This is a genomic window from Rhizobium freirei PRF 81 (assembly GCF_000359745.1).
Taxonomy (GTDB): domain Bacteria; phylum Pseudomonadota; class Alphaproteobacteria; order Rhizobiales; family Rhizobiaceae; genus Rhizobium; species Rhizobium freirei.
In genome coordinates this window covers 1-18,781 of the sequence record NZ_AQHN01000082.1, presented here as the reverse complement: position 1 = coordinate 18,781, position 18,781 = coordinate 1, and the positions used below count along the sequence as shown (strand labels likewise).

At 58.9% G+C, this 18,781-nt stretch carries 14 protein-coding genes and 1 tRNA gene; 13 read left to right on the top strand and 2 right to left on the bottom strand.

Annotated elements, in window-relative coordinates:
* Window positions 1–312 precede the first annotated feature (312 nt).
* Window positions 313–843, bottom strand: coding sequence for a GrpB family protein (locus tag RHSP_RS22245; RefSeq protein ID WP_004123470.1), 531 nt, complete (start codon window positions 841–843; stop codon window positions 313–315).
* A 155-nt stretch (window positions 844–998) separates the two neighbouring features.
* Between RHSP_RS22245 and RHSP_RS22240 the strand changes: the two genes are divergently transcribed.
* From RHSP_RS22240 to rpoC, 10 genes are all read left to right on the top strand, one after another.
* Window positions 999–1,892 (top strand): NAD-dependent epimerase/dehydratase family protein, encoded by an 894-nt coding sequence (locus RHSP_RS22240; protein ID WP_037153826.1) that lies wholly within the window; start codon window positions 999–1,001, stop codon window positions 1,890–1,892.
* A gap of 377 nt (window positions 1,893–2,269) precedes the next feature.
* Window positions 2,270–2,345: transfer RNA gene (locus tag RHSP_RS22235), tRNA-Trp, on the top strand.
* A 197-nt stretch (window positions 2,346–2,542) separates the two neighbouring features.
* On the top strand, window positions 2,543–2,743 hold the full coding sequence (gene secE, locus RHSP_RS22230; RefSeq protein WP_037153823.1) for a preprotein translocase subunit SecE: 201 nt from the start codon (window positions 2,543–2,545) through the stop codon (window positions 2,741–2,743).
* A gap of 18 nt (window positions 2,744–2,761) precedes the next feature.
* Window positions 2,762–3,292, top strand: coding sequence for a transcription termination/antitermination protein NusG (gene nusG / locus RHSP_RS22225; RefSeq protein WP_004123460.1), 531 nt, complete (start codon window positions 2,762–2,764; stop codon window positions 3,290–3,292).
* Window positions 3,293–3,504: 212 nt separating this feature from the next.
* On the top strand, window positions 3,505–3,936 hold the full coding sequence (gene rplK, locus RHSP_RS22220; protein ID WP_004123453.1) for a 50S ribosomal protein L11: 432 nt from the start codon (window positions 3,505–3,507) through the stop codon (window positions 3,934–3,936).
* 4 nt (window positions 3,937–3,940) lie between these two features.
* Window positions 3,941–4,639, top strand: a complete 699-nt coding sequence (rplA, locus tag RHSP_RS22215; RefSeq protein WP_004123446.1) for a 50S ribosomal protein L1 — start codon at window positions 3,941–3,943, stop codon at window positions 4,637–4,639.
* A 330-nt stretch (window positions 4,640–4,969) separates the two neighbouring features.
* Window positions 4,970–5,488 carry a 50S ribosomal protein L10 gene (gene rplJ, locus RHSP_RS22210; protein ID WP_004123444.1) on the top strand — a complete coding sequence of 173 codons (519 nt, stop codon included), beginning with the start codon at window positions 4,970–4,972 and terminating at the stop codon, window positions 5,486–5,488.
* Window positions 5,489–5,546: 58 nt separating this feature from the next.
* On the top strand, window positions 5,547–5,927 hold the full coding sequence (gene rplL, locus RHSP_RS22205) for a 50S ribosomal protein L7/L12 (protein WP_004123442.1): 381 nt from the start codon (window positions 5,547–5,549) through the stop codon (window positions 5,925–5,927).
* Between the two features lie 263 nt (window positions 5,928–6,190).
* Window positions 6,191–10,333: a DNA-directed RNA polymerase subunit beta gene (gene rpoB / locus RHSP_RS22200; RefSeq protein WP_004123440.1), complete on the top strand. Its 4,143-nt coding sequence runs from the start codon at window positions 6,191–6,193 to the stop codon at window positions 10,331–10,333.
* Window positions 10,334–10,523: 190 nt separating this feature from the next.
* Entirely contained in the window at window positions 10,524–14,735 is a 4,212-nt protein-coding gene (gene rpoC, locus RHSP_RS22195) for a DNA-directed RNA polymerase subunit beta' (RefSeq protein WP_037153815.1), read from the top strand.
* A gap of 127 nt (window positions 14,736–14,862) precedes the next feature.
* Here rpoC and RHSP_RS22190 read toward each other — a convergent pair whose 3' ends face one another.
* A complete protein-coding gene (locus tag RHSP_RS22190; RefSeq protein ID WP_004123433.1) occupies window positions 14,863–15,156 on the bottom strand; it encodes a hypothetical protein in 294 nt (97 codons plus the stop codon).
* Between the two features lie 509 nt (window positions 15,157–15,665).
* Between RHSP_RS22190 and rpsL the strand changes: the two genes are divergently transcribed.
* From rpsL to fusA, 3 genes are all read left to right on the top strand, one after another.
* Window positions 15,666–16,037: a 30S ribosomal protein S12 gene (rpsL, locus tag RHSP_RS22185; RefSeq protein WP_003507760.1), complete on the top strand. Its 372-nt coding sequence runs from the start codon at window positions 15,666–15,668 to the stop codon at window positions 16,035–16,037.
* Window positions 16,038–16,116: 79 nt separating this feature from the next.
* Window positions 16,117–16,587, top strand: coding sequence for a 30S ribosomal protein S7 (gene rpsG / locus RHSP_RS22180; RefSeq protein ID WP_037153812.1), 471 nt, complete (start codon window positions 16,117–16,119; stop codon window positions 16,585–16,587).
* Window positions 16,588–16,617: 30 nt separating this feature from the next.
* Complete coding sequence (fusA, locus tag RHSP_RS22175; RefSeq protein ID WP_037153810.1) at window positions 16,618–18,717, top strand: elongation factor G; 2,100 nt, start codon at window positions 16,618–16,620, stop codon at window positions 18,715–18,717.
* Window positions 18,718–18,781 lie beyond the last annotated feature (64 nt).

Below are 18,781 nucleotides of genomic sequence, written 5' to 3'. Positions count from 1 at the left end.
CTTCGGATTATTCCTTTATAAGAAGGCCCCGCTGGAAACAGCGGGGCCTTTTTCATTGGTCAGAAAGCAGAGGGCATCCTCACGGTGAGGATGGAGAGCGCCCGTGGCATGAGGTCAGCTCCTGTGGCGAGAGGTCAGTTCAATGTGCAGTCTTGGGAAGTGAGATCAGCCCTTGCTCATGGTGAGGTGCGCAGGCACCTGAGCCTGTCGAAGGGGCCGGAGCCTCGAAGCACGAGGCTGGTCGTGGAGGCTCGCACTTCATTCAAATCTCCGAATTCCAAAACATGTGCATGAATGGCGCTCTTGCCGCGATCACTGATTAGTGACACTTCCTGGTGGTGCGAGTTCTGCCTTCGCACGGCGTACGGCATCGGCAACGAAATCGGTCTTGCCACCGGTATAGTGGTCCCAATTACCATTGGCCTCTTCGGCCAGACGTCGTTTCAAGATCGCATAGCCCGCCGCCAATTCGGGATGAGCGCGTAGATAGTCGCGGAAGAGAAGGCGCTCCCGGTGGGCCTCGTTGCCCGGCAGGCAAAGGTAGAGTCGCGTACCGTAGGGCGTCTCATCCTTGGTGAAGGTCCAGCGGTCGGCACCGTGCAGATCGCCGTGAAAGCGATATCCGTCGTCCTTCAGGCGCTCCGTTGCGTCCAGTCTCATCTCGTTGGAGGAAAGGACGGCATCGATATCGAGCTTGGGTTTGGCGCACAGCCCGACGACAGCGGTGCTGCCGATATGATGGAAGGCGGCGGGATGGCCAAGCAGCAGACCGATCGCCTTGCTTCTGCTTTCGAAGAGATAGGGCCATTGCGGATCATATTCGACAAGCGTGATCGGCCGCATTCGTCCCATCTCCCTTCGTCTTTTCCGACGTGCGGCACATGTTTTGCCGAGTCGCTCCGATTATCTTGCCGGGAAAGTGTGGGGTCACCAAGCCGTGTCTTGCGTAACGCATGCAAGGGCCTATTTACCGCTCGATTTTATCTGGAGGAGATTTCATGAAGAAACGTATTTTGTTCACGGGCGGCAGCGGCAAGGCTGGGCGTCACACCGTTCCATGGCTGGTCAATGCCGGCTACGAAGTCCACAACGTCGATCTCGTGCCGCTGAACAGCCCCGGTGTCACCAATCTGCTAGCCGATGTCACCGATTCGGGACAAGTCTATAATGTCTTGACCATGCATCGCGATTTTCCGGATCTGGATCGTGGTAAGGGCGTGCAGCCTTTCGACGCGGTGGTGCATTTCGCCGCCATCCCGCGCATCCTGATCAAGCCCGATAACGAGACGTTCCGCATCAACACGATGAGCACCTACAATGTCATCGAGGCGGCTGCGAAGCTCGGCGTGAAGAAGATCATCATCGCCTCGAGCGAGACGACCTATGGCGTCTGCTTTGCCGAAGGCCATCGCGATTTCCATCATTTCCCCCTGGAGGAGGACTATGATGTCAATCCGATGGATTCCTACGGCCTGTCCAAGGTCGTGAACGAGAAGACCGCCCGCGCCTTTGCCGAACGCTTCGGCATCGACATCTACGCGCTGCGTATCGGCAATGTCATCGAGCCGCACGAATATGAGCGTTTTCCCGAATATTTCGCCGATAGTGAAATTCGCAAGCGGATCGCCTGGAGCTATATCGACGCTCGCGATCTCGGTCAGATCGTTCATCTCTGTATCGAAAAGAGCGGTCTCGGTTTCGAGGTGTTCAATGCTGCGAATGATACGGTATCGGCCAATACGCCGTCGCGTGAACTTGCCGCCAAGCATTTTCCGAATGTCCCCTTCATGCGCGAGATCGGTGAATATGAGGGCCTCCTGTCCAACCGCAAGATCCGTGAGGTTCTCGGTTTCAAGGAAGAGCACAACTGGCGGCGTTATGTTGAGGTCTGAGACACAAAACCCGTAAGGAAAGAATGTCGGGCGCCACTCCCAGCGGCGCCCGAGATGTGGGTGCCTCTGGCAAGACAAGCGTGATTCGGTCCACGGATGGCGTCTTGATGTCGATGAAGTCGAAGTTTCTGAAACGCGGACCAGTCGGCTCGATTGGAGAACGATGATTGCGGAAATGCGCCTCCTCGGCGTATTCATCGGCGGCTCCTCCGGTATGGCGACGGCGGCGGCATCAGCCTGTGCCATGCGAAGCTACAGGTTCGGTTGGGAAAAAACAAAAAACGCTCTTGCCAATCGTTTCATCCCGCCTTAAAGGAGCGCCATGTCTTCGAACTGCTCGGGCGGTCCACCGCTTGAAGTGAATACTCGAAGGACGAAGGGGTATAGCTCAGTTGGTAGAGCGGCGGTCTCCAAAACCGCAGGTCGTAGGTTCGAGCCCTGCTGCCCCTGCCATTTTTCCTGACTTGACTGGCGCGTTATTATCGCTGCTTCTTGAGTTTGGAATTATGCCGGTTTGGCGGCAAATTTTCGAAAACGCTGGATTGCCTCTTGTTAAATTGGGAATCGGTGTTTATGTAGGGGTTCAACAGACACGCGGTGCGTGGGGCTGATATGTTCAGCTTTACGCGCCGTAATTGCGTGGGCAGTCAATGGCATCCAAATCGAATCCACTAGCGTTTCTGCAGCAGGTGCGCTCCGAGACGTCGAAAGTTACTTGGCCGTCGCGCCGCGAGACGATGATCTCGACGGTGATGGTTCTCGTTATGGTTATTTTCGCCTCGCTGTTTTTCTTTGCTGCCGACCAGCTCATCGGCTGGGTTCTCGGCTACGTGCTGAATACCGGCAACTAATATCGGGTGGAGATGAACATGGCGGCACGTTGGTACATCGTCCACGCTTATTCAAATTTCGAAAAGAAGGTGGCTGAATCCATCGAGGAGAAGGCTAGGCAGAAAGGTCTCGAGCATTTGTTCGAAAAGATCCTCGTGCCCACCGAAAAGGTTGTCGAAGTCCGTCGCGGTCGCAAGGTCGACAGCGAGCGTAAGTTTTTCCCGGGTTATGTGCTGGTTCGCGCCAACCTGACGGATGAGGCTTACCACCTGATCAAGAACACGCCGAAGGTTACCGGCTTCCTCGGCTCCGACAATAAGCCCGTTCCGATTCCGGATTATGAAGCCGAGCGTATTCTCGGTCAGGTCCAGGAAGGCGTCGAGCGGCCGAAGGCCTCCGTATCCTTCGAGATCGGCGAGCAGGTTCGCGTTTCCGATGGTCCGTTCGCCTCGTTCAACGGTACGGTTCAGGATGTAGACGAAGAGCGTTCGCGCCTGAAGGTGGAGGTATCGATCTTCGGTCGCGCTACGCCGGTCGAGCTGGAATACAGTCAGGTCGAGAAGGTCTGATCTGTCCGATCGGGGAGGTTGGTCTTTCGGCCGGCCTCCCGTTTAAGTTTGGATATAAGTGAGTGCTCGCTTATATCTTGCGGCTCAGCCGCAATTCGCGTGGAAGGGTAGGGTCTTAGCCGGACCTGGTGATCCGCACCACGCAACCGCAGCCGCCGGAGCGATCCGGCATAGTAGGCCGGGCAACCGGCTATGTAGAAAGGCAGAGAGAAATGGCTAAGAAAGTTGCAGGCCAGCTCAAGCTGCAGGTGAAGGCCGGCTCGGCGAATCCGTCGCCGCCGATCGGTCCTGCGCTTGGTCAGCGTGGCATTAACATCATGGAATTCTGCAAGGCGTTCAATGCCGCCACGCAGGAAATGGAAAAGGGTATGCCGATCCCGGTCGTCATCACCTATTACCAGGACAAGTCCTTCACCTTCGTCATGAAGCAGCCGCCGGTCAGCTACTTCCTGAAGAAGGAAGCGAAGATTCAGTCCGGTTCGAAGACCCCCGGCAAGGGCGCCAAGGCTGGCACCCTCACCAAGGCTCAGGTGAAGTCTATCGCCGAAGCCAAGATGAAGGATCTGAACGCCGCCGATATCGAAGGCGCAATGGCCATGATCGAGGGCTCTGCCCGTGCGATGGGCCTGGAAGTGGTGGGCTAAGACCATGGTAGCAAAGCGTATTCAGAAGATTCGCGAAGGCGTCGATCCGACCAAGCTTTATGCTCTGGATCTGGCCATCAACATGGTCAAGGAACGTGCCGTCGCCAAGTTCGACGAAACCGTCGAAATCGCGATGAACCTCGGTGTTGACCCGCGTCACGCCGACCAGATGGTTCGCGGCGTCGTCAACCTGCCGAACGGCACCGGCCGTACGGTTCGCGTTGCCGTTTTCGCTCGCGGCGCCAAGGCTGACGAAGCCAAGGCTGCAGGCGCTGACATCGTCGGCGCTGAAGACCTGGTCGAAATCGTTCAGGGCGGCAAGATCGACTTCGATCGTTGCATCGCGACCCCGGACATGATGCCGCTCGTCGGCCGCCTCGGTAAGGTTCTCGGCCCGCGCGGCATGATGCCGAACCCGAAGGTCGGTACGGTTACGATGGACGTCAAGGGTGCTGTTGAAGCTTCCAAGGGCGGCGCTGTCGAGTTCCGCGTCGAGAAGGCTGGTATCATCCATGCCGGTATCGGCAAGGCCTCCTTCGACGCCAAGGCTCTGGAAGAGAACATCCGCGCCTTCGCCGATGCCGTCATCAAGGCAAAGCCGGCTGGCGCCAAGGGCAACTACCTCAAGCGCGTAGCGATCTCCTCGACCATGGGTCCGGGCGTCAAGATCGAGCCGTCGACCGTTACGGCGCCGAGCGCCTGATGATCATGCCGGGCATTGTGCCCGGCGTTTAAGAACTCCCGGCCTTTCGGGGCCGGGATTTCCGGAGAAATCCGGAATTCCTGTCCGAGATTGCAGGTGGTTATCCCTTAATCACTCAAGCCTGCATGAGACGGGTAAGACCCGAATTTTGAAGAAGCTCAGCTTCGATGAACTCGGTTCGAGCCTTGGATGCCTTGTGCCTTGGAGCCGTCAGGTTCGAGCGCGAGGGGACAGGATCCTCAAGCGTCGCTTGGGATCTCTTTTGATCCCAGGAGGCAAAAGGCAACCCGGCAGGCCCGTTAACCCGGTCCTGTCAACTGGAGAAAAGCAGTGGAAAGAGCGGAAAAACGCGAATTCGTCACGGAACTGAACGAAGTCTTCAAGGCTTCGGGCTCGGTTGTCGTGGCCCACTATGCTGGTGCTACAGTCGCTCAGATGAACGATTTCCGTTCGAAGATGCGCGCTGCTGGCGGCACCGTCAAAGTCGCGAAGAACCGCCTGGCCAAAATTGCTCTTCAGGGCACGGACGCGGAAGGGATTTCCAATCTCTTCACCGGTCAGACGCTGATTGCATACAGCACTGATCCGATTACCGCTCCGAAGGTCGTCGTGGATTTCGCCAAGGGCAACGACAAGATCGTTGTTCTGGGCGGCGCCATGGGAACAACAACGCTCAACGCCGAAGGTGTAAAGTCGCTCGCGACCCTGCCTTCGCTGGACGAGCTGCGCGCGAAGCTGCTGGGCATGATCCAGACTCCGGCTACCCGCATCGCAGGTGTTGTTGCAGCGCCGGCAAGTCAGCTTGCTCGCGTGTTCTCGGCCTACGCCAAGAAGGACGAAGCCGCGTAAGGCGGTTTTTCGCTGTTTATAATCAACCAGTTCGAACCGAACAAAAGGAACTACTAAAATGGCTGATCTCGCAAAGATCGTAGACGACCTCTCCTCGCTGACCGTTCTCGAAGCCGCAGAACTGTCGAAGCTTCTTGAAGAAAAGTGGGGCGTATCCGCCGCTGCTCCGGTAGCTGTTGCTGCCGTTGCTGGTGGTGCTGGCGCTGCTGCTGCTGTTGAAGAAGAAAAGACCGAGTTCGACGTCATCCTCGCTGATGCCGGCGCGAACAAGATCAACGTCATCAAGGAAGTCCGCGCCATCACCGGCCTGGGCCTCAAGGAAGCCAAGGACCTCGTTGAAGCCGCTCCGAAGGCTGTCAAGGAAGCTGTTTCCAAGGCTGAAGCTGCTGACATCAAGAAGAAGCTCGAAGACGCCGGCGCTAAGGTCGACGTTAAGTAAGCTTTAAACTGCTTTGGGAGGTGGCTTTTCGCCATCTCCCATTCGCCGTTTTTCTGAACGAATTACCCAAAAGCCGCGGGAAAAACGGCTTTTGGGTAATGGGTTCTTCAAGAGGATGGTCTCAAACCGAACCGCGACGCAATCCGTGCCGAGCGGTTTTCGGTTAGATAGACGAGATTGAACTACTCATTGATTGATGGGGTCGCCTGGCCAGCGTTTCCCATCCGTTGCAGGCCCGGGTGCAGGATTTTAAAGGAGCGACGATGGCTCAGACCCTTTCGTTCAACGGTCGCAGGCGCGTACGCAAGTTTTTTGGTAAGATTCCCGAAGTCGCAGAGATGCCGAACCTCATCGAGGTTCAGAAGGCATCCTACGATCAGTTTCTCATGGTCGAAGAACCCAAGGGCGGCCGCCCGGACGAAGGTCTTCAGACCGTCTTCAAGTCGGTTTTCCCGATCACCGATTTTTCCGGCGCTTCCATGCTGGAGTTCGTTTCCTATGAATTCGAGCCGCCGAAGTTCGACGTCGATGAGTGCCGCCAGCGCGACCTGACCTATGCAGCGCCGCTGAAGGTGACCCTCCGTCTGATCGTGTTCGATATCGACGAGGATACGGGCGCGAAGTCGATCAAGGACATCAAGGAACAGAGCGTCTACATGGGCGACATGCCGCTCATGACGAATAACGGTACGTTCATCGTGAACGGCACCGAGCGTGTGATCGTGTCGCAGATGCACCGTTCGCCGGGCGTCTTCTTCGATCACGACAAGGGCAAGAGCCATTCCTCCGGCAAGCTGCTCTTTGCTGCCCGCGTCATCCCGTATCGCGGTTCCTGGCTCGATATCGAATTCGACGCCAAGGATATCGTCTACGCCCGTATCGACCGCCGCCGCAAGATTCCGGTGACGTCGCTGCTGATGGCGCTCGGCATGGACGGCGAAGAGATCCTGTCGACCTTCTACACGAAGTCGCTCTACCAGCGCGACGGTCAGGGCTGGCGTATTCCCTTCAAGGCTGAAACGCTGAAGGGTGCCAAGACCGTAGCAGACATGATCGACGCCGACACCGGCGAAGTCGTGGTCGAAGGCGGCAAGAAGCTCACTCCGCGCCTGTTGCGTCAGCTGCAGGAAAAGGGCCTCAAGGCTCTGAAGGCAACCGACGAAGAGCTGTATGGTCTGTTCCTGGCAGAAGACATCGTCAACTTCCAGACCGGTGAGATCTATCTCGAAGCCGGCGACGAAATCGACGAGAAGACCCTGCCGATCATCCTGAAGGCTGGCTTCGACGAGATCCCGGTTCTCGGCATCGACCACATCAATGTCGGTGCCTACATCCGCAACACGCTGTCTGCCGACAAGAACGAGAACCGTCAGGACGCTCTGTTCGATATCTACCGCGTCATGCGTCCGGGTGAACCGCCGACCATGGAATCGGCTGAAGCCATGTTCAACTCGCTGTTCTTCGATGCGGAGCGCTACGACCTCTCCGCCGTCGGCCGCGTGAAGATGAACATGCGTCTCGACCTCGACGTCGAAGACACCGTCCGCATCCTGCGCAAGGACGACATCCTGGCCGTGGTCAAGATGCTCGTGGAGTTGCGCGACGGCAAGGGCGAGATCGACGACATCGACAACCTCGGCAACCGCCGCGTCCGTTCGGTCGGCGAATTGATGGAGAACCAGTATCGTCTGGGTCTGCTGCGTATGGAGCGTGCGATCAAGGAACGTATGTCCTCGATCGAAATCGATACGGTCATGCCGCAGGATCTCATCAACGCCAAGCCGGCTGCCGCCGCCGTTCGCGAATTCTTCGGCTCTTCGCAGCTGTCGCAGTTCATGGACCAGGTGAACCCGCTTTCGGAAATCACCCACAAGCGTCGTCTTTCGGCTCTCGGCCCGGGCGGTCTGACCCGCGAGCGCGCCGGCTTCGAAGTCCGCGACGTTCATCCGACGCACTACGGTCGTATTTGCCCGATCGAAACGCCGGAAGGTCCGAACATCGGCCTCATCAACTCGCTGGCGACCTTTGCCCGCGTCAACAAGTACGGCTTCATCGAAAGCCCTTATCGCCGCATCATCGACGGTAAGGTGACCAACGACGTGCTCTACCTCTCTGCTATGGAAGAGGCGAAGTACTACGTTGCTCAGGCCAACGCCGAGCTCGACACCGACGGCTCCTTCATCGAGGAATTCGTTGTTTGCCGTCATGCCGGCGAAGTCATGCTCGCTCCGCGCGACAACATCAACCTGATGGACGTCTCGCCGAAGCAGCTGGTTTCGGTTGCTGCGGCTCTGATCCCGTTCCTGGAAAACGACGACGCCAACCGCGCTCTCATGGGCTCGAACATGCAGCGTCAGGCCGTGCCGCTCCTGCGTGCCGAAGCTCCGTTCGTCGGTACCGGCATGGAGCCGGTCGTGGCGCGTGACTCCGGTGCTGCTATCGGCGCCCGCCGCGGCGGCGTGGTCGACCAGGTCGACGCGACGCGTATCGTTATCCGCGCCACCGAAGACCTCGATCCGTCGAAGTCCGGCGTCGATATCTACCGCCTGATGAAGTTCCAGCGTTCCAACCAGAACACCTGCGTCAACCAGCGCCCGCTGGTTACCGTCGGTGACGTGGTCAACAAGGGCGACATCCTGGCCGACGGTCCGTCGACCGACCTCGGCGATCTGGCTCTCGGCCGGAACGTGCTCGTCGCGTTCATGCCGTGGAACGGCTACAACTACGAAGACTCGATCCTGCTCTCCGAGCGTATCGTTGCCGACGACGTGTTCACCTCCATCCACATCGAGGAATTCGAAGTGATGGCGCGCGACACCAAGCTCGGTCCGGAAGAAATCACCCGCGATATTCCGAACGTTTCGGAAGAAGCGCTGAAGAACCTGGACGAAGCCGGCATCGTTTACATCGGCGCCGAAGTTCAGCCGGGCGATATCCTCGTCGGCAAGATCACGCCGAAGGGCGAAAGCCCGATGACGCCGGAAGAAAAGCTTCTGCGCGCCATCTTCGGTGAAAAGGCCTCCGACGTTCGCGACACCTCCATGCGCATGCCGCCCGGCACCTACGGTACGGTCGTCGAAGTTCGCGTCTTCAACCGTCACGGCGTTGAGAAGGACGAACGCGCCATGGCGATCGAGCGCGAAGAGATCGAACGTCTTGCGAAGGACCGCGACGACGAGCAGGCGATCCTCGACCGTAACGTCTACGGCCGTCTGGTCGAGATGCTGCGTGGTCAGGTTGCTCTTGCAGGTCCGAAGGGCTTCAAGAAGGGCACGGAACTGTCGAACGCTGTCGTTTCGGAGTATCCGCGTTCGCAGTGGTGGATGTTCGCCGTCGAGGACGAAAAGGTCCAGGGCGAACTGGAAGCCCTGCGCGGCCAGTACGACGAATCCAAGTCGCGCCTCGAACAGCGCTTCATGGACAAGGTCGAAAAGGTCCAGCGCGGCGACGAAATGCCTCCGGGCGTCATGAAGATGGTCAAGGTCTTCGTCGCTGTTAAGCGCAAGATCCAGCCGGGCGATAAGATGGCAGGCCGTCACGGGAACAAGGGCGTGGTCTCGCGCATCGTGCCGGTCGAAGACATGCCGTTCCTCGAAGACGGTACGCATGTCGACATCGTGCTGAACCCGCTCGGCGTTCCCTCGCGCATGAACGTCGGTCAGATTCTCGAAACGCACCTTGGCTGGGCTTGCGCCGGCATGGGTCGCCAGATCGGCGAACTGATCGAAGCCTATAAGGCGAGCGGCAACATCGAACCGCTGCGCAAGACGATCGATCTGGTCGTTGGCGATGGCCCGAAGAGCGACGACGTGCACGAGTATGACGATGCGTCGGTTCTGCGTCTCGCAGACCAGTGGAAGCGCGGCGTGTCCATCGCGACCCCGGTCTTCGACGGCGCCGGCGAAGCGGATGTCAACCACATGCTGACAATGGCAGGTCTCAAGCAGACCGGTCAGTCGACGCTGTACGACGGTCGTACCGGCGAGCAGTTCGACCGCCAGGTCACGGTTGGCTACATCTACATGCTGAAGCTGAACCACCTTGTCGACGACAAGATCCACGCCCGTTCGATCGGTCCGTACTCGCTCGTTACCCAGCAGCCGCTGGGCGGTAAGGCGCAGTTCGGCGGTCAGCGCTTCGGCGAAATGGAAGTCTGGGCGCTCGAAGCTTACGGCGCGGCCTACACGCTGCAGGAAATGCTCACGGTCAAGTCGGACGACGTGGCCGGCCGTACCAAGGTCTACGAAGCCATCGTTCGTGGCGACGACACCTTCGAAGCGGGCATTCCGGAAAGCTTCAACGTTCTCGTCAAGGAAATGCGCTCGCTGGGCCTCAGCGTCGAACTGGAAAATTCCAAGGTCGACGATCTGCAGACCGCAAGCCAGCTTCCGGACGCGGCCGAGTAACAATCGATAGGGTGCGCGCTGCCAAGCAGCGCGCACCGTTCCAGCCGGCGCCCGGTTTCGGGTAGCGCCAGGCAGGGACGGTTTCGCCGCATTTCGCGGTTATTGTCGTTTTAGTGCGTCAGTCCGGTTCCCGGGAATTTGCCGGCACTGATTGCAGTTCGAGGGCGCTTCGCCCCAAAAGGAGATAGGCATGAACCAAGAGGTCATGAATCTTTTCAACCCGCAGGTGCCTGCACAGAATTTCGATTCCATCCGGATATCGATCGCATCGCCGGAGAAGATTCTTTCCTGGTCTTATGGCGAGATCAAGAAGCCGGAAACGATCAACTATCGCACGTTCAAGCCGGAACGCGATGGTCTTTTCTGCGCACGCATCTTCGGACCGATCAAGGACTACGAGTGCCTGTGCGGCAAGTACAAGCGCATGAAGTACAAGGGCATCATCTGCGAAAAGTGCGGCGTCGAAGTCACGCTGTCGCGCGTTCGCCGTGAGCGCATGGGCCATATCGAGCTCGCCGCTCCCGTTGCCCACATCTGGTTCCTGAAGTCGCTGCCGAGCCGTATTTCGACGCTGCTCGACATGACGCTGAAGGATGTGGAGCGCGTCCTCTACTTCGAAAACTACATCGTCACCGAGCCGGGCCTGACTGCTCTCAAGGAGCATCAGCTTCTCTCGGAAGAAGAGTACATGCTCGCCGTCGACGAGTATGGCGAAGACCAGTTCACCGCCATGATCGGCGCTGAAGCGATCTACGAGATGCTGGCCAGCATGAACCTCGAGAAGATCGCCGGCGACCTGCGCTCCGAGCTTGCCGACACCACGTCGGATCTCAAGCAGAAGAAGCTGATGAAGCGCCTGAAGATCGTCGAGAACTTCATGGAATCCGGCAACCGTCCGGAATGGATGATCATGAAGGTCGTCCCGGTCATCCCGCCGGACCTGCGCCCGCTGGTTCCGCTCGATGGCGGCCGTTTCGCGACCTCGGATCTCAACGATCTGTACCGCCGCGTCATCAACCGTAACAACCGTCTGAAGCGCCTCATCGAACTGCGCGCTCCGGGCATCATCATCCGCAACGAAAAGCGCATGCTGCAGGAATCTGTCGATGCGCTGTTCGACAACGGCCGTCGCGGCCGCGTCATCACCGGCGCCAACAAGCGTCCGCTGAAGTCGCTGTCCGACATGCTCAAGGGCAAGCAGGGCCGCTTCCGTCAGAACCTGCTCGGCAAGCGCGTCGACTATTCCGGCCGTTCGGTCATCGTGACCGGCCCGGAACTGAAGCTGCACCAGTGCGGCCTGCCGAAGAAGATGGCGCTCGAGCTGTTCAAGCCGTTCATCTACGCCCGCCTCGACGCGAAGGGTTACTCCTCGACCGTCAAGCAGGCCAAGAAGCTGGTCGAAAAGGAAAAGCCGGAAGTCTGGGATATCCTCGACGAGGTCATCCGCGAGCATCCGGTTCTCTTGAACCGCGCTCCGACGCTGCACCGCCTGGGCATCCAGGCCTTCGAACCCATGCTGGTCGAAGGCAAGGCCATCCAGCTGCATCCGCTCGTCTGCACGGCCTTCAACGCCGACTTCGACGGTGACCAGATGGCCGTTCACGTGCCGCTCTCGCTGGAAGCCCAGCTTGAAGCCCGCGTGCTGATGATGTCGACCAACAACATTCTGCACCCGGCAAACGGCGCGCCGATCATCGTTCCCTCGCAGGACATGGTTCTCGGCCTGTACTACCTGTCGATCCTGAACCAGAACGAGCCGGGCGAAGGCATGGCCTTCTCCGACCTCGGCGAGCTGCATCACGCGCTCGAAAACAAGGTCGTCACGCTGCACTCGAAGATCCGCGGCCGCTTCAAGTCGGTCGACGAAGAGGGCAAGCCCTATTCGAAGATCTACGAAACCACGCCTGGCCGTCTGCTCATCGGCGAACTTCTGCCGAAGCATGGCAAGGTGACCTTCGATATCTGCAACCAGGAAATGACCAAGAAGAACATCTCCAAGATGATCGACACGGTCTACCGTCATTGCGGCCAGAAGGACACGGTCATTTTCTGCGACCGCATCATGCAGCTCGGCTTCGCCCATGCCTGCCGCGCCGGCATTTCGTTCGGCAAGGACGACATGGTCATTCCGGACACCAAGGTTAAGATCGTCGGCGATACCGAAGCCCTGGTGAAGGAATACGAACAGCAGTACAACGACGGTCTCATCACCCAGGGCGAGAAGTACAACAAGGTTGTCGACGCCTGGGGCAAGGCCACGGAAAAGGTCGCCGAAGAAATGATGGCCCGCATTAAGGCTGTCGAATTCGACGAGAAGACCGGTCGTCAGAAGCCGATGAACTCGATCTACATGATGAGCCACTCGGGTGCTCGTGGTTCTCCGAACCAGATGCGTCAGCTGGGCGGCATGCGCGGCCTCATGGCCAAGCCGTCGGGTGAAATCATCGAGACGCCGATCATCTCGAACTTCAAGGAAGGCCTGACCGTTAACGAGTACTTCAACTCGACGCACGGCGCCCGTAAGGGTCTGGCGGACACCGCCTTGAAGACCGCAAACTCCGGCTACCTGACCCGTCGTCTCGTCGACGTCGCTCAGGACTGCATCGTCACGCACGTCGATTGCGGCACCGAGAACGGCCTCACCATGACCGCCATCGTCGATGCCGGTCAGGTCGTCGCTTCGCTCGGCGCCCGCATCCTCGGCCGTACGGCGCTTGACGATATCGATCATCCGGTCACGGGTGAGCGCCTCGTCGATGCCGGCAAGATGATCCTCGAGCCTGATGTCATCGAGATCGAAAAGGCTGGTATCCAGTCGATCCGTATCCGTTCGGCACTGACCTGCGAAATCCAGACGGGCGTCTGCGGCGTCTGCTATGGTCGCGACCTGGCTCGCGGCACGCCTGTCAACCTCGGAGAAGCTGTCGGCGTCATCGCCGCACAGTCGATCGGTGAGCCGGGCACGCAGCTGACCATGCGTACCTTCCACTTGGGCGGCACGGCGACCGTGGTCGACCAGTCGTTCCTGGAAGCTTCCTACGAGGGTACGGTTCAGATCAAGAACCGCAACATGCTGCGCAACTCGGATGGCAACCTGGTTGCCATGGGCCGCAACATGACGGTCCAGATCCTGGACGAACGTGGTGTCGAACGCTCCTCGCAGCGCGTCGCTTACGGCTCGAAGCTGTATGTCGACGAAGGCGACAAGGTGAAGCGCGGTCAGCGTCTGGCGGAGTGGGATCCCTATACCCGTCCGATGATGACGGAAGTGGCCGGTACGGTTCACTTCGAAGACGTCGTCGACGGTCTCTCGGTTCTCGAAGCGACGGACGAATCCACCGGCATCACCAAGCGTCAGGTTATCGACTGGCGCTCGACGCCGCGCGGCTCCGATCTGAAGCCGGCGATCGTCATCAAGGACGCCAGCGGCAATGTAGCCAAGCTGTCGCGTGGTGGCGAAGCCCGCTTCCTGCTCTCGGTCGATGCGATCCTGTCCGTCGAGCCGGGCACGAAGGTGTCGCAGGGTGACGTTCTCGCCCGTTCGCCGCTGGAAAGCGCCAAGACCAAGGACATCACCGGCGGTCTGCCGCGCGTTGCCGAACTGTTCGAAGCTCGTCGTCCGAAGGACCACGCCATCATCGCGGAGATCGATGGTACGATCCGCCTCGGCCGCGACTACAAGAACAAGCGTCGCGTCATCATCGAGCCGGCGGAAGACGGTGTCGAGCCGGTCGAATACCTGATCCCGAAGGGCAAGCCCTTCCACCTTCAGGAAGGCGACTATATCGAAAAGGGTGACTACATCCTTGACGGTAACCCGGCTCCGCACGATATCCTGGCGATCAAGGGCGTGGAGGCTCTGGCTTCCTACCTGGTGAACGAAATCCAGGAAGTCTACCGCTTGCAGGGCGTTGTCATCAACGACAAGCACATCGAAGTGATTGTCCGTCAGATGCTGCAGAAGGTGGAAATCACCGATGCGGGCGACAGCCAGTACATCGTCGGCGACAATGTCGACCGTATCGAGCTGGACGATGCCAACGACCGTCTGATCGAAGAAGGCAAGAAGCCCGCCTACGGCGATCCGGTTCTGCTCGGCATCACCAAGGCATCGTTGCAGACGCCGTCCTTCATCTCGGCCGCTTCCTTCCAGGAAACGACCAAGGTGCTGACGGAAGCTGCGATCGCCGGCAAGACCGACGGTTTGCAGGGTCTGAAGGAAAACGTCATCGTCGGCCGCCTCATCCCGGCCGGTACCGGCGGCACCATGACGCAGATCCGCCGTATCGCTACGGCTCGCGACGAACTCATCCTCGAGGAGCGTCGCAAGGGCACGGGCGCAGCCGTCGCAACGCCGATGCTGCAGGATATGGCCAGCGAGAATGTTCCCGTCGCTGAATAAGCGGTTCAGGACATGACCAATAAAGAAACCGCCCGGAGCGATCTGGGCGGTTTCTTTTTGTGCACTAGCAATTAAGAGATGCGAGAGGCGCGGGCAGTCTAGCTACCCTGTGTCAAGGCATCCGCCTTCAGCGGAAACGGATGATCGCGACTTCGCCTTCGAGCGCGCCCTGATAGGCGGAGGCGTGCGGCTCTTCGTCCGGGATATCCGTCAGTAGGCCGATCTGATCTAGGTCCGCTTCGATGAAACCTTCCTCTGCGAGCGCATTGAGCGCCTCGCGCACGGCGGTGTCGTCATCCGGCGCCTTCAGCATGACGTGCAGATCGATGCCTTCGCCGCCATCGGTCTCGTAGCCCTTGCCGATGATGATGAAGACCATGGGACCATCGGAGTTATTGTCGTTGTCTGGCGCAGTAATCATGAATCTTCCTTCGGGAGTATCGAATCGACCCGGCGATTCCTTGTGGTAGGGCAGGGCGTCGGATGAAAATGCCTTTCGGTGATTCCTTATAGGGATTTTGGCGAAATACCAAAGTCCATCTTGCCGAAGGGGCGGCATTTCCCTATTCAAAGCGCCAAATGGCTGGTTTTCCCGGGCTTCCGGGCCTTTGTGACAAAGATAATTTCTTAACCGGCCTTGACGAACCGGCGCGAAACCAGTAGTACCGCCGCCATCGGAACCCATGTGAGGCATGGCCGTTCGGGGCGACGCGCCCTGAAGTTCACCTCAAACAAGGTTCTAAAACGCACGTTGAAGACACGAATGCTGCACGCAAGACGCCACTCTAGGTGTCCTCTGCTTTTTTGTGGTCCATCTGCGAAAGCGGATCGGGCCACGTTTTGCGCATTGAGACGATCGTGTGTCGTTGCCGGTGACGGCGATAGTCATGCCCGCAAGGGTGTCGAGATAGATTTACAAGGGATGGTTGAATGCCTACCGTAAACCAGCTGATCCGCAAGCCTCGCCAGGCGCAGGTAAAGCGTAATAAGGTTCCCGCTCTCCAGGAGAACCCGCAGAAGCGCGGCGTTTGCACCCGCGTCTACACGACCACGCCGAAGAAGCCGAACTCGGCTCTGCGTAAGGTCGCAAAGATCCGCCTGACCAACGGCTTCGAAGTCATTGGTTACATTCCCGGCGAAGGTCACAACCTTCAGGAACACTCCGTCGTCATGATCCGTGGCGGCCGCGTGAAGGACCTTCCGGGTGTTCGCTACCACATCATCCGCGGCGTTCTCGATACCCAGGGTGTCAAGAACCGTAAGCAGCGCCGTTCGAAGTACGGTGCGAAGCGTCCGAAGTAATTCGGTTTCAGATAATCCGGCGCTGCGCGAGGTTCTCCGCGTGGTGAGGCGCCGCTAACAGTTGAGAGACGAGAAGTACATGTCCAGACGTCATAAGGCAGAAAAGCGCGAGATCAACCCGGACCCGAAGTTCGGCGATCTGGTCGTCACCAAGTTCATGAATGCTATCATGCTCGACGGCAAGAAGTCCGTCGCTGAAAGCATCGTATACGGCGCATTCGACGCCGTGCAGGGCAAGGCAAAGCAGGAGCCGCTCGGCGTGTTCCATCAGGCTTTGGATAACATCGCTCCGCACGTTGAAGTTCGTTCGCGTCGCGTTGGTGGTGCTACGTACCAGGTTCCGGTTGATGTTCGTCCGGAGCGCCGTCAGGCTCTCGCCATTCGTTGGCTGATCACTGCTGCTCGCAAGCGCAATGAAACGACCATGGTCGATCGCCTCAGCGGCGAACTTCTCGATGCCTCCAACAACCGCGGCGCTGCCGTTAAGAAGCGCGAAGACACGCACAAGATGGCTGATGCCAACCGTGCGTTCTCGCATTATCGCTGGTAATCCCGAACGGTTTCGGAAAGGCAGTCCATCATGGCTCGCGAATATAAAATCGAAGACTACCGCAATTTCGGTATCATGGCGCACATCGACGCCGGCAAGACCACGACCACCGAGCGTATTCTTTACTACACCGGCAAGTCGCACAAGATCGGCGAAGTGCACGACGGCGCAGCCACCATGGACTGGATGGAGCAGGAGCAGGAGCGTGGTATCACGATCACCTCCGCTGCTACGACCACCTTCTGGAAGGGCCGCGACGGCAAGACCCGCCGCTTCAACATCATCGACACCCCCGGCCACGTCGACTTCACCATCGAAGTCGAGCGTTCGCTGCGCGTTCTCGACGGTGCTATCGCTCTGCTCGACGCCAACGCCGGCGTTGAGCCGCAGACGGAAACGGTCTGGCGTCAGGCTGAGAAGTATCATGTTCCGCGCATGATCTTCTGCAACAAGATGGACAAGACCGGCGCTGACTTCTATCGCTCGGTCGAGATGATCAAGACCCGCCTCGGCGCTACCGCCGTCGTCATGCAGCTGCCGATCGGCGCCGAAAGCGACTTCAAGGGCGTTATCGACCTGATCGAGATGAATGCTCTCATCTGGCGCGACGAATCGCTCGGCGCTCAGTGGGACGTCGTCGAAATTCCGGAAGACATGAAGGCAAAGGCTGCCGAGTACCGCGAAAAGCTGATCGAGACCGTTGTCGAGATCGACGAAGCCGCGACCGAAGCCTACCTCGAAGGCAACCTGCCTGACAACGAACAGATCCGCGCGCTCGTCCGTCGCGGCACGATCGACGTCAAGTTCCATCCGATGTTCTGCGGCACGGCTTTCAAGAACAAGGGTGTTCAGCCGCTGCTCGACGCCGTTGTCGATTACCTGCCGTCGCCGCTCGACATTCCGGCGATCAAGGGCATCGATTTCAAGACCGACGCCGAGATCGAACGTCATGCTGACGACAGCGAGCCGTTGTCCATGCTGGCATTCAAGATCATGAACGACCCCTTCGTCGGTTCGCTCACCTTCGCCCGCATCTATTCCGGCAAGCTCGAAAAGGGCGCATCGGTCATCAACACGGTCAAGGACAAGCGCGAGCGCGTCGGCCGTATGCTGCAGATGCACTCGAACTCGCGTGAAGACATCGAAGAAGCCTTTGCTGGCGACATCGTTGCTCTGGCCGGCCTCAAGGAAACCACCACTGGCGATACGCTCTGCGATCCGCTGAAGCCGGTTATCCTCGAGCGCATGGAATTCCCCGAGCCGGTCATCCAGATCGCGATCGAGCCGAAGACCAAGGGCGACCAGGAAAAGATGGGCCTCGCGCTCAACCGCCTGGCTGCAGAAGATCCGTCCTTCCGCGTCAAGACGGACCAGGAATCGGGCCAGACCATCATCGCCGGCATGGGTGAACTTCACCTCGACATCATCGTCGACCGCATGCGTCGCGAATTCAAGGTTGAAGCAAGCGTCGGTGCGCCGCAGGTTGCTTACCGCGAAACCATCACGCGTCAGACGGAAAAGGACTACACCCACAAGAAGCAGTCGGGTGGTACTGGTCAGTTCGCCCGCGTCAAGCTGGTGTTCGAACCGAACCCGGATGGCGACGACTTCAAGTTCGAGTCCAAGATCGTCGGCGGTTCTGTTCCGAAGGAATACATCCCGGGCGTTCAGAAGGGTATCGAAAGCGTTCTGTCTTCGGGCCCGCTGGCTGGCTTCCCGATGCTCGGCGTCAAGGCGACGCTCATCGACGGTGCCTTCCACGACGTCGACTCGTCGGTTCTGGCCTTCGAAATCGCTTCCCGCGCTTGCTTCCGTGAAGCAGCCCGCGAAGCCGGTGCTCAGCTCCTCGAGCCGATGATGAAGGTCGAAGTCGTAACGCCGGAAGACTACGTCGGCGACGTCATCGGCGACCTGAACTCGCGTCGTGGCCAGATCCAGGGCCAGGAAAGCCGCGGTATCGCCGTTGTCATCAACGCGAACGTCCCGCTGGCAAACATGTTCAAGTACGTCGACAACCTGCGTTCGATGTCTCAGGGCCGTGCGCAGTACACGATGACCTTCGATCATTACGCGCCGGTTCCGTCGAACGTCGCGCAGGAAATCCAGGCAAAGTATTCCGGTCAGAAGTGACCGGAATACCAATTGGCCGATAACAAGAATTGATCCCCTCGGGGACAGGAAAAATGGAGAGCCG

What these genes read in the sequence shown, in the direction of transcription:
- RHSP_RS22245 (WP_004123470.1), bottom strand. Translation starts at nt 843, where the DNA reads ATGCGGCCGATCACGCTTGTCGAATATGATCCGCAATGGCCCTATCTC.
- RHSP_RS22240 (WP_037153826.1), top strand. Translation starts at nt 999, where the DNA reads ATGAAGAAACGTATTTTGTTCACGGGCGGCAGCGGCAAGGCTGGGCGT.
- secE (WP_037153823.1), top strand. Translation starts at nt 2,543, where the DNA reads ATGGCATCCAAATCGAATCCACTAGCGTTTCTGCAGCAGGTGCGCTCC.
- nusG (WP_004123460.1), top strand. Translation starts at nt 2,762, where the DNA reads ATGGCGGCACGTTGGTACATCGTCCACGCTTATTCAAATTTCGAAAAG.
- rplK (WP_004123453.1), top strand. Translation starts at nt 3,505, where the DNA reads ATGGCTAAGAAAGTTGCAGGCCAGCTCAAGCTGCAGGTGAAGGCCGGC.
- rplA (WP_004123446.1), top strand. Translation starts at nt 3,941, where the DNA reads ATGGTAGCAAAGCGTATTCAGAAGATTCGCGAAGGCGTCGATCCGACC.
- rplL (WP_004123442.1), top strand. Translation starts at nt 5,547, where the DNA reads ATGGCTGATCTCGCAAAGATCGTAGACGACCTCTCCTCGCTGACCGTT.
- rpoB (WP_004123440.1), top strand. Translation starts at nt 6,191, where the DNA reads ATGGCTCAGACCCTTTCGTTCAACGGTCGCAGGCGCGTACGCAAGTTT.
- rpoC (WP_037153815.1), top strand. Translation starts at nt 10,524, where the DNA reads ATGAACCAAGAGGTCATGAATCTTTTCAACCCGCAGGTGCCTGCACAG.
- RHSP_RS22190 (WP_004123433.1), bottom strand. Translation starts at nt 15,156, where the DNA reads ATGATTACTGCGCCAGACAACGACAATAACTCCGATGGTCCCATGGTC.
- rpsL (WP_003507760.1), top strand. Translation starts at nt 15,666, where the DNA reads ATGCCTACCGTAAACCAGCTGATCCGCAAGCCTCGCCAGGCGCAGGTA.
- rpsG (WP_037153812.1), top strand. Translation starts at nt 16,117, where the DNA reads ATGTCCAGACGTCATAAGGCAGAAAAGCGCGAGATCAACCCGGACCCG.
- fusA (WP_037153810.1), top strand. Translation starts at nt 16,618, where the DNA reads ATGGCTCGCGAATATAAAATCGAAGACTACCGCAATTTCGGTATCATG.